At 58.9% G+C, this 11,101-nt stretch carries 10 protein-coding genes and 1 pseudogene; 2 read left to right on the top strand and 9 right to left on the bottom strand.

Annotation, left to right across the window (positions count from 1 at the left end; translation table 11 throughout):
• Positions 1-539, top strand: a 539-nt coding sequence (locus CQ13_RS39880) for an IS630 family transposase (protein ID WP_156434201.1), incomplete at its 5' end; no start/stop codon positions are given.
• A 143-nt stretch (positions 540-682) separates the two neighbouring features.
• Here CQ13_RS39880 and CQ13_RS44915 read toward each other — a convergent pair.
• From CQ13_RS44915 to CQ13_RS39910, 7 genes and pseudogenes are all read right to left on the bottom strand, one after another.
• Positions 683-1,048: an AMP-binding enzyme gene (locus CQ13_RS44915; RefSeq protein ID WP_057848228.1), complete on the bottom strand. Its 366-nt coding sequence runs from the start codon at positions 1,046-1,048 to the stop codon at positions 683-685.
• Positions 972-2,423 carry a non-ribosomal peptide synthetase gene (locus CQ13_RS44920; protein WP_057848229.1) on the bottom strand — a complete coding sequence of 484 codons (1,452 nt, stop codon included), beginning with the start codon at positions 2,421-2,423 and terminating at the stop codon, positions 972-974. The genes CQ13_RS44915 and CQ13_RS44920 overlap by 77 nt, the downstream gene beginning before the upstream one ends.
• Positions 2,424-3,065: 642 nt before the next feature.
• Positions 3,066-4,076 carry a formyltransferase family protein gene (locus tag CQ13_RS47540; protein WP_082637919.1) on the bottom strand — a complete coding sequence of 337 codons (1,011 nt, stop codon included), beginning with the start codon at positions 4,074-4,076 and terminating at the stop codon, positions 3,066-3,068.
• A 660-nt stretch (positions 4,077-4,736) separates the two neighbouring features.
• A complete protein-coding gene (locus CQ13_RS44135; RefSeq protein WP_197427601.1) occupies positions 4,737-4,889 on the bottom strand; it encodes a hypothetical protein in 153 nt (50 codons plus the stop codon).
• A gap of 168 nt (positions 4,890-5,057) precedes the next feature.
• Positions 5,058-6,896, bottom strand: a complete 1,839-nt coding sequence (locus CQ13_RS39900; protein ID WP_057848233.1) for an ABC transporter ATP-binding protein — start codon at positions 6,894-6,896, stop codon at positions 5,058-5,060.
• Between the two features lie 189 nt (positions 6,897-7,085).
• Positions 7,086-7,269: pseudogene (locus tag CQ13_RS44140) on the bottom strand (transposase domain-containing protein); the annotation flags it as partial.
• Between the two features lie 217 nt (positions 7,270-7,486).
• Positions 7,487-8,671 (bottom strand): TlpA disulfide reductase family protein, encoded by a 1,185-nt coding sequence (locus CQ13_RS39910; RefSeq protein ID WP_156434203.1) that lies wholly within the window; start codon positions 8,669-8,671, stop codon positions 7,487-7,489.
• A 1,259-nt stretch (positions 8,672-9,930) separates the two neighbouring features.
• Here CQ13_RS39910 and CQ13_RS44145 point away from each other — a divergent pair.
• Positions 9,931-10,221: a hypothetical protein gene (locus tag CQ13_RS44145; protein ID WP_156434204.1), complete on the top strand. Its 291-nt coding sequence runs from the start codon at positions 9,931-9,933 to the stop codon at positions 10,219-10,221.
• A gap of 350 nt (positions 10,222-10,571) precedes the next feature.
• On the opposite strand, the gene CQ13_RS44150 is transcribed toward CQ13_RS44145, so the two are convergent.
• Together CQ13_RS44150 and CQ13_RS39915 are read right to left on the bottom strand one after the other, a co-directional pair.
• Complete coding sequence (locus CQ13_RS44150; protein WP_156434205.1) at positions 10,572-10,811, bottom strand: hypothetical protein; 240 nt, start codon at positions 10,809-10,811, stop codon at positions 10,572-10,574.
• 61 nt (positions 10,812-10,872) lie between these two features.
• A partial coding sequence (locus tag CQ13_RS39915; RefSeq protein WP_156434206.1) for a transposase occupies positions 10,873-11,101 on the bottom strand: 229 nt, incomplete at its 5' end.

The following is an 11,101-nucleotide window of genomic DNA, read 5'->3' on the forward strand; positions in this document are numbered from 1 at the left end:
CGATCGTCTCCTGCGATGAGAAGCCGGGAATCCAGGCCATCGCAACGACGGCGCCGGATTTGCCGCCCAAGCCTGGCGTCCACGCCACCTTTGCGCGCGATCATGAATACAAACGCCATGGCACGCTCAGCCTGTTGGCTGGGATTGATCTGCTCACCGGCAAGGTCCACGCCCTTGTCAAAGATCGCCACCGCAGTCGAGAGTTCGTCGAACTCCTCAGGCTTATCGATGCCGCCTATCCGCCGAACACTGCGATCAAATTGATCCTCGACAATCATTCCGCGCACATCTCGCGAGAAACCAGAGCCTGGCTCGCCACTCGACCAAGCGGGCGCTTCGAGCTCACCTTCACGCCCAAGCACGGCTCATGGCTCAATCTCATCGAGGGATTCTTCTCCAAGTTCGCCCGTTCAGTCCTGCGCCATATCCGGGTGGCCTCAAAACACGAACTCAAGGAGCGCATCATGGCTGGTATCGACGACGTCAATCGCCATCCGGTCGTCCACACATGGTCCTACAAACTCGCCGACGTCGCCTGATATGATTCGAACCAAGAAAACGCTGACCTAGTGCCCGTCCCGTGTGTGTTGCGAACAGTTGGTCGTGCCGCCCTACCCGCGCGAGACCCAGAAGCTCCGCCCGGAGCTGCGCCAACGTGGCCTCGATCTCGCCCTGCGGCACCTCATAGCCGCCCCGTTGCACACGCCTCATCCTTCGGCGCCGGCACCGGCAGTGCCTTGCGATCGGGCTTGCCGTTCGGCGTCAGCGGCAGCGCCGCAAGGCGCACAAATGCATACGGCACGATGTACTCCGGCAAGCACGCACTTAAGTGCGTGCGCAGCGTGGCGGAAAGTTCAGGCCCCTCAGCTTCGCCGGCGTGCTCGGCAGCCGTAACTGCATAGGCGACAAGACGCTTTCCGGCCGCATCCTCCCCGTGCGCCACCACCACCGCGTCGCGCACCGAGGCGTGCTCAACGAGCCGCGCCGCGATCTCGCCGGGCTCGATCCGGAAGCCGCAGACCTTCTTCTGGTCGTCGTTGCGGCCCAAGAAGTTCCAGATTGCCGTCCGGCAGATAGCGCGCCAGATCGCCGGTCCGGTACATCCGCGCCCCGGCCTCGCCGCTGAACGGATCGGCCAAAAACCGCTCCGACGTCAGCTCGGTCCGGTTCAAATAGCCACGCGCCAGCCCCGCGCCGCCAATGTAAAGCTCCCCCACAGCGCCAAACGGAACGGGTTCACCATGACTATCAAGCAGGTAAATCTGCGTGTTAGCGATCGGTCGGCCGATGGGAGGCAGTTGGGGCCAACATGCTGGGTCAGCCGCGAGATGGTGTTCCGTAACAACGTGGGTTTCTGTGGGCCCATACTGATTGATCAACTTCGCCCTTGGGTGCAATTCGAAGAACGAACTGAGCATTGGGGTGGCCCGCAATTGCCCACCCCCTGTATAGATCTCCCTCAGAGAGGGCAGCAGCACTCCCTTAGTGCCCCAAACCTCCGCAAAATCGTTCAACGCGACGAATGGGAGGAAAAGCCGCTCGATCGCCTCCCCCCACACAAATTCCAGTAAGGCGGAGAAGTCCGCACGGGTCTCTTCCTGCACGAGCACGAGCAGGCCACCATCCCTCCAACAACTGAACAATTCCTGGAACAACACGTCGAAGTTCAGGGTCGTGAACTGAAGTGTGCGTCGTTTGGGCGCGCCAAGCTGTGAGGAGTAGAGCAAATTCACAAGCGAGCCGTGGGACATTTCGACGCCTTTGGGCGTGGCTGATGATTCCGAGGTGTAGATCACATAGGCGAGATGGCGCGAGGTCAGACCGAGCGCGCGCGTATCCGGATTCGACGCCGGCAGATTTGCCCAGGGCGGTGTCGCAGTCGCGAGATCGACCACCCTCACATCGACGCCCACATCGCTCAGTGCGGCGCGCCCCGCCGCATCGGCCAGCACCAACTGCGGCGCCGCATCCTCAAGAACCTGCCGCAGCCGCGCGGGCGGATGGGCCGGATCGAGCGGCAGATACGCGCCCCCTGCCTTGAGGATCGCCAAAAGCCCCACCACCATCGCCGGGCTGCGCTGAAGGCAAATCGCGACCGGCTGATCCGGCCTCACACCGAGCGCGATCAGATGATGCGCCAAGCGGTTCGCCCGTGCATTGAGCTCGCCATAGCTTAAGCGATCGTCCGCATAGGTCACCGCCATCGCATCCGGCGCCTGGCGCACCTGCGCCTCAAACAGCTCATGGATGCACCGCTCCGACGGATAGGGCGCCGCGGTCCGGTTCAGCTCCTCCAAGAGGTATGCGCGCTCCTCGGATGACAGCAGCTCAACCCGTGCGACCGGCTGCTGCGCATCGGCTATCACAGCACACAACAAGTTTTGCAAATGCTGCGTCATACGGTCGATCTGCTTGGGCGCCAAGCGACTGGCATCAAAGTGCCACCGAAAGCTCCCATCCAGAGCGCAAACCTCACACGTTAGGAAATCACCGGAAAGGGCTGTCTCAGAATTCGGGCCTGAAGGTAGATCACCAGCGGCAGAACAGCTATTCGCGGTCACCGTCACGCCAATCGGCCAAGGCCGGCGCGATTGTAGCGCCTCCATGCCGCGCAACGTCGGAGAGCGCGCAATAAGATCCCGCGGAAAACTATCGTGCTCTCTCAGATCCGCGCATTCGGCCGCGACTGCCCTGCGTACTCCTGCAAAATCACGACCGAGATCGATGGTCATTTGCATCGGCACGACAGAGGCGACAAGCACCTCCACCGCCCTCATCCCGGCTCGCGATCCATTCGTTGCGGGAGTCCACCCCAGCTGAAGCTCTGATTCTCCCGTGATGCGAGCGAGATAGATCAGCCAAGCACTCAGCAAGTACTCAGTACGATCAAATGGCGACAACTCGGCCAAGGCACTTGGAATGAGCCAGGAACTCGACTGCCATCTCGGCGGAGCCGCAGTTTCCGAAGACGACAGAAACGGAATCTGCAATTCCTTAAACTGCTCAAGCCGCTGCCGCCAAAAGTTCTCCCGAGGCGCCACCATTCCATGGGCAACAGTTATGCTCTACGCCTCCTGATCGCTCAAAATCGGGAGGCGATCGCCTACATTCAGACCGGACTGCCTCGCGAGTGTCCGTGCATTCAGAGTCAGACCGTCTGAGCTGCCAAACCAAACATCAACATCCTCTGTCCCTGTCGCCACACGCCAGTTGCTGCGGTGGATTTTAACCAGGGACCCTGCCGGAAGGCCGCAGCGTCCAGCAGATACCTCCAAGCGCCTGACTGCGACAACATCATCCCCTAGGTGCACCTTCGGCAGACACAACGGATTGGAATGATACGGTCCATAGTCTAAGGCGCGTGTGATCCTTGAGAGATCTTGCGCGGAGCGATTCCATCGCAGACAGCCCACACCATCTGGGCGTCGACGCCTCGGAGAAACGCTTCCGTCCACTGGCGCCTGCGAACCAGCATGGAGCTCTCCATTTGTTAAGCCAGCTAGAAGCTCGCGGAAGCCTTCGACAGCGGCTTCATGACATTTGAGGTTCAGGGTCAACGCCGTATCGGTTGGCGCAATAGAAACTTGGCGCTCAACCACCAACTCACCCCTATTAACACCATCATTGATACGATACCACCCGATGGCAGAGTCGGTCTCTTGTGCCAGCCGCGCCCAAGACATCGAATGAGCTCCCGCATATCGTGGCAACGGGCCGTCTTGGTAATTGAAAGCGCCTTGACGGACTCGGGCAAACACATCCGGTGGCAGTATGAATGGATTTCCTACGGAAAATATCCAGTCTACCGGGTCGGCATTCATCAACACGGAGAGCTCTTCAACACTGTCTACACACAAGATATTGGCGCGAGAAGCCCACTCCCGGAATATGGCGTCGGCACACAGCGCCGCGCAGACGACATGACCCATCTTACTTACTAGCTGAGCACACCTGATAGCTAGCGTACCACTGCCAACAAAGATGCTGGAGCGAATTGATGCGACTGCAGGTGGTTGCCCATCCCAATCGCCCGGTTTGCAAGCGTCTGCGAGCACCGAAGCAGACCAATGTGCCATATTCAGCTACTCCATGCTGTAGGTTGGGGAATTCTCGCCGTATGCGCCGCACCACATCGCGACTTAACCCGGTCACACTGATTTGCATTCGCTCGGAAGTAACCGGGTTGAATGCTAATCAAAGCCAGCCAGTGTTGAGAGGTATCCAGCGCGATCAACGACAGCGGAACGCGTGATGGAAGCGGCAAAGCTTCATTTGATGAAGCCGCACTCAACAGTGCAGCCTCCATGGCGTGGATTTGGATCAGTCGAGCAAGCTTCATTTGTATCCGTAGGCGGGCAGCTGCGGGACCGGCATGATCGCAACAGATCCTTCACCGTCTCCCAGCAATCAGCGTGCCACCCAAAACGTTGAGCAGGCCCTGCTTGAAAAGGAACAAATCCATGCACTTCGCTCCGAAGCGGAGAATACTTAAGCGTTAGTGTCGAGTCGCGGACATAACGTCCTCAACTGGACATGGCTGAACACGACAATACAGGCCGTCAAATGACGAAGGTGACCTCTTGAGGCAAACTTGCACGCCTGCTTAAGGATGATGACCAAAGGACGACGAGGTCCCCTGGCTTTAACTTGACGACAATCTTTTTTTGCAAAATTTCTCGTAGTCAGCGCCTGAACAACAGATCCGCCGCTCAAAGTCCTTATCCAATTGGCGCAATTCAAGGTCGCCAGACGGGATCTTGAGCAATTCGCTGTCCCGAAACAGTCGCACAAAAATCGAAAACAGCTTGGTCATCACTGCCAATGCTATCCCACAGGACATTCACATCGCGCTTGAGGATGAGCGAATAGTTTCTTTTCGCTTTGGTCATAACACTCGCCAGCAAAAGGCCCGGAATCTCCGATTGTCCTTGATCGCCTATTCCCGCTTTAGAGACGCTTTCCCTCAAGACAATCCTACACCTTCGCGGTGAATATCGATGAGATGCCGGGGGGCTGACCGGCGCGATGCCAATCAGCTGCAGCCAAGGTAAATAACCCTAAGGCTGCGGGGATGCGGCTAGCCATGCTTTAGTCTGGCCTGCCGCCGAGATCTGACCGAACTCGATGGCCTGCCGCTCGAACAGCCCCCGATAGACGCCGCCCGGCCGCGCGATCAGCGCGGCGTGGGTGCCCTGCTCGACGATCTCGCCGCGGTCGAACACCAGGATGCGATCGAGGCTGCGCACCGTCGACAGCCGATGTGCGATCAAGATCGAGGTGCGTCCCTTCATCAGCCGCTCCATCGCCTGCTGGATCAGCGCCTCCGATTCCGAATCGAGGCTGGAGGTCGCCTCGTCCAGGATCAGGACCGGTGCGTCCGCCAGGAACGCGCGCGCCAGGGCGACACGCTGCCGCTCGCCGCCCGACAGCTTGACGCCGCGCTCGCCGACCAGCGTGCCGTAGCCTTTCGGCAGGTGCAGGATGAAGTCGTGCGCATTGGCGAGCCGCGCCGCCTGCTCGATCGCCGCCATGCTGGCGCCGGGCCGGCCATAGGCGATGTTCTCCGCCAGCGAGCGGTGAAACAGGATCGGCTCCTGTTGCACGATCGCGATTTGGCTCCGCAGCGATTGCTGCGTCGCTCTCGCGATATCCTGGCCGTCGATAAGGATACGGCCGCCGGAGACGTCGTAGAGCCGTTGCACCAGCTTGACGAACGTGGTCTTCCCGGAGCCGGAACGGCCGACCAGACCGATGCGCTCGCCGGCGCGAATGTCGATCGACAATCCGTCGTAGAGCGGCGCGTGATGCCCGACATAAAGGAAAGTCACGTCGTTGAACGTGATCCTACCGCCCTGAATGTCGATCGGCTTGGCGTCGGGCGCATCGACAATGCCGATCGGCTCGCCATGGATGGTGACAAGCTCTTCCATGTCGTTCACCGAATGCTGCAAATTGTTGATTTGCATGCCGACGTCGCGCAAATAGCCGTGGATGATATAGTAGCTCGTCAGCACATAGGTGACGTCGCCCGGCGAGGCGCGCCCGGCGATCCACAGCAGAATGGCGCCGCCGATCACGGAAGCGCGAAAGCACAACAGCATCACGAGCTGCACTAGGCCGGTGGCGTTGTAGCGCAGCCAGGTGCGCAGTACCCGCGCCCGCCAGCGGCTGACGACACCGTTAAGCCGAGCATCCTCGCGCGCCTCCGCACCGAAGGATTTCACCACAGCATTGCAGGTGAGCGAGTCCGCCAGCGTGCCGCCGACCTTGGTGTCCCAGGTGTTGGAGACGCGCGCCGCCGACGCGATGTAGCCGATCGTGAATGCCATCGTGATCGCGACATAGATCACCGCGCCGAGACCGATCACACCGCCGAGGACCGGCCAATGCAGACCGAGCAGGATCATCGAGCCCACGAGCACCGCTAGCGACGGCAACAATGCCATCAGGATCGTGTTGTTGAGCAGGTCGAGCGCCCACATGCCGCGTGTGATCTTGCGCACGGTCGAGCCGGCGAAAGAGTTGGCGTGCCAGTCAGTCGAGAACCGCTGCAACCGCATGAAGGCCTCGCGCGCCACATCCGACATCGTCTTCAGCGTGAACGGCACGATCGCCAGCGAGCCTGTTAACCGGAATATGATCGAGATCAGGCCAAGCGCGAGGATGCCGCCGAAGGCGACGAACGCCGCCTGCCGTGCTGCCTGGTCGGACGGACCTGATGTCAGCGCGTCGACCAAGTGACCGGAATAGACCGGCATGAACAGGTCGGCTACCGTTGCCCCTAAGAAGCCGACGAGGACGACCGCGACGCGGACGGGCTGCTTTAGCCAGTGACGGAACACGAACGGGATCACCACGCCGATTGCGATGGGTGGTTTGTCATCTTTAACGATCATGGCGCCAGCAGTTTCTGCCACACGCGGCGTAAGACCCTTTCGATCCAGACGCGATGTGCCCAATGCTTGGCGCTGCCGTCCGAGGCGACGCAATAATGCCCGGAGTTTGGGGGCTGCGATCGAAATGTTCTGCCCATTTCACCCCCTCTTTGCGTAAGCGCAGCTGAAGCGGTTCAAGCTTTGAGGGTTCTACAGCATGAGAGCATCGATCTGAGAAATCGGCCAACCTTGCGCGATCCGTTCGATAGTTTGTGTGAGCCAGGCATGCGGATCGACATCATTCATCTTCGCCCGTCTGCAGAAGCATGGAGATGGCCGCCTAGGTCCGGGCGCCGCCATGGCCGTGCGCAAAGGGTGCATTTTTATGACGAAGGAGTCGTTCAGCATTTCGTGTAGACCTAGGAGTGTTTGCATCATGGGATGACGGCGCGACTTCACCTGGAAGATCACGTCCGCCTCGATCCGGCCGGAGGTCATCGCAATTTGAACTCCAACCTGCCGCAAACGATCCAGCGCTGTACTCGATGGTCTTTAGGTGCCACTGGTCCGCCGGAGAAATGGACGAATTCACCCGTGAGCAATTCCGACTATTACCCTTTTTCATGTTTTCTCTTCCGGCGCCTGCGCTTTGACTCTTTCGGAAACCCATCTTGCGGAGTCGCACAAAGAGCCCCGTAGCAAGCCTTCTCACCCCTGTAGTTGGCCAGCGCTTGGACCAACAGCGACATAACGTGCTGTTTCAGTTCGTCGGGGATAGGCTCAGAACCGTCCAGCGACTTCAGCGCCACCTCGACCAACTCGATCGCGCGATCCTTGTTGCCGCTCTCATAATAATACTGAGCGACCGCCCCATAGGACAGGAACTTGGAGCCGTCGCCGCGTTGCGGAGGATTCAGTGCCAGGATGTGTTCGGACAACTCCTTACCCATCGCAAGGCGCTCGGCAGGTGGGAAGTGGGAGTTGTCATTCGCCGGATCGAAGAGTTGGCGCATCGCCCCGGCCATCCACAGCTCGGATTTTTTGTCGATCGCGTCGCGAACCAATTGGCTCATGACCGGCAAGCCGGTCTGCAAGTCGTGCACTTTGTGAAGCAACAGATCCGCATGGAGCACGCGGAAGTTGACGTCGTCCGGCATTACAGCGACGGCCTCTTCGAGCGCCGAAAGCGCCTTCGCCCAATCCTCCGCCTTCATCGCCGGCGTAAGTTTGGCGAAGATCGGCTCAGTCAACGCTCGCTTGTGCGTCTTTTCGCGAATTGTACGTTCGCCTTCGGCGATCCGCTCTGTATCGGCGGCTTTGGCTTCATCGCTGGTGCGCCAGCCGCCGTTAAGAATTTTCGGCAGAACGTCATCGAGTTGCGTTGGAAAACCGATAAAGGCGATGTGGCCGTCACGGTCGACGACGAACGAGGTGGGAATCACGACAGAAAAGCTGGGATCCATCCAAAGCTTGTTCATATTCCCTGTGTAGTCGAATCCGATCCGGTAGTTGAGATTCGAGAACTTTTCGGTCAACCATGCGTCCAAGTTGGTTCGGGCCTCGTCCGCCGTTCGAGCTCGTTCGTAAGCTGCGACTCCGAGGACCTCAACTCCGCTGTCTTTGTATTTATCTTGCAGCTGCACCAGATGGGGCATCGCCGCCACACAGGATCCGCACCAAGTTGCCCAAAATTCGACGATGTACGCTTTTCCCGGCTGGAAGCTCGTGAGGGGCTGGCCACGCAGCCAATTCTCCACCTTGATCGGAGGAGCTGGGGACTCCATGCGCAGCACCATGTTGTTCTCCATAACTATTGCCAAACGTTGCGCGACTTTTTGCGCCAGCTTATCTCTCTCAGAACGGGGCACACGGGTTCAAGGGAAGGAGCATCGCTCGTTTTGCGCTCTGGATGCACTCGGGCTCTTTCTCAGTGTTGCTGGATCTCAACAGCAACAGCCGTGCCATTTTCGCCAGCGCGCATTAAGCGTCTGACTACGCTTTGAAAAATACTCCACGCGCCCAGCCGACCGGTGTTCTGAATCTGACGGACTTTGTGCCGCTGTCAGGTGTTGGACACGAATTGCGCGCTTCGCGCGGCCAGAAAAGCTGGTTTGTGAGTCACCGAACGAAACTTGCTAACCCCTCTCCCTGCCAGACAGGATTAGAGGCGAGCGATGCTGTAGATCGGAGTCGAAACAGCCGAAGCCGTGGACCGGCGACGCGTGTTCGTGTCTATGACGACGGAATCATTCGCGGGGCACTGCAGCGGGTGCTGCTTATCGGTGCGCCTTAAAACTGCCAGTGCTCGCCATCGCGCCAAGCGGTTCCTGCACCACAAACTGGTACTCCGATCAGTTTTGCTGTCCAGTCGCGGGTACGGGGGCGCCTGACACCCCTATCCCGTTCTAAAATCGTTGCCTCCGTATCGAAAAATATATCGCCGCTCGCCTCGATGCGAGCTAAGGCTTATGAGGGCGTTCATCTCACAAGTTTCTGACCAGGAGGCCCGGCTGGCCCCACCCTGCTGGCCCCATGAACACTGTCGTCCTAGCGCAAGCCCTGCGGATCGCCATACCGCCGATCGTCGGGTTCATAGTGCAGATCGTCGAGAACATGTCGATTGCTCCGCCTATCGTTCGAGAATAAACGTCTTGATTGATCTTGCGCGCTGGATTGTCCGTAGCCAGGAGCGTTTCCTCTCTGTCAATCAAAGTCAGGCAACGGCATGCGTCAGCGGCTTCTCGCCGACTGCACTTCGCGGCGTGCGCCGAGGTAGAGCGCCTTGATTTCGTCTTGGTTGCGCAATTCGGTCGAAGCGTTGGATAGCACGCTCACAAGAACGACCGCATGGTCGGAGCGTAGCGCGACCGTTCGACTACCGTCCAGCTACCAGGATCGAGAGGCCCTGTTGAGCAGATTCCGGACGATTCTGTCCTCAAAAAAACCTATTATCGTGTTATTGACAAACCAAGTGCCTCGTCAGGGCTTTGAGCCGTGAGTTCAGTATTCTTTAGCGCCCACTGCGTGGGGCAGTGTTGGCTTAGCGGAGTCGATCATGACCCCCACCCACCGCATTATCCAGGAGTCGTCCGGAATTCGAATTTCAAGGATTGTCAGTTTTCTCTATGGATCGGCCGCGGACATCGCTTTCTTCATCACAATTCTATCTGTTGTCTGTTTCGTAAGCGGCCAAGTCGTGCCGAAGACGATCGACACGGGCCGGCAGACATGCATCGCATCGCTTGCCGTAGAGGGGGCGGATGGCTCCGCTTGCCATCCAACACAGCGTCAGGACGCGCAAGCGCTTCAAAGACTCCTGGACACAATAAGTGCCGAAGCGCATTGAGCGAAGTACTGATCGCTGCGAGCCTTATGCTGCTAATCTGGTAGTGGCATCCGGCAGGCCGAGGAAGCTATGGCGCGGTGACGGCTGCGACAGTCTCATTCGTCGGCTGGATATTCGTGTTCACAAGCACGTTTCTGATCGATCAATTCGAATTGTTCGGACTATATCAAAGCACCTGATCTCGCGAGCCGCGCAAGCCAGCGCCGCAATTCGCACCCCGCTGCACCACAGATTTGTGCGGCATCTCACATATTCGGCTTTATCGTCGCGTCTGAGCCGCGCCCGTCACGACGATCGGGAATCTGTTACTTGCAGCCGTGATGACCGCTTACGTCATTGTCGGCATCTTCTCAATCATCAAACAGTCTTCTGCGGCCAACGCCGTTGTGGGCGTTAGTTACCAGTATGTCCAGCGTCAGATAGAGCCTCTCGCGAAAGGCTGCGCCGCCGAGAGAACCGCCATTCCACCAAACCGTGATGTGCGCCTGCCTGGTCTCCTTGAGCTCTGCCACCGCATCACCAGCCGGTTCGCTGCACGGCGTCCATTTGCACACATGGAAGAACGACGCGCTTGTCAACCAGGCAATCAAGGCCAGGTCCGAGAGCTGCGCGAAGGTAGCCTAGGAGCCTGTCCCAGTAATGGACTTGGGATCAAGCGAAGCGAGTTCTGAAGGGTTTTTGGGGAGACAAGTTTTTCCTCAGCGTGCGGCCGAGTTTTGCGAGGTTGTGGGCGGTGCAGATCATGGCCCATTCGGCTTTGACCTTGTCGATGCTGCGCAGGAGGAACTGGCGGAAGCCTCTTGCCTGCTTGATCTGGCCGAAGACAGGCTCGACGATCTGTTTGCGCAATCGATACCGGCTTCGATAGCCTGCGCGCTTG

This window comes from Bradyrhizobium retamae (genome assembly GCF_001440415.1).
GTDB classification, from domain to species: Bacteria; Pseudomonadota; Alphaproteobacteria; order Rhizobiales; family Xanthobacteraceae; genus Bradyrhizobium; species Bradyrhizobium retamae.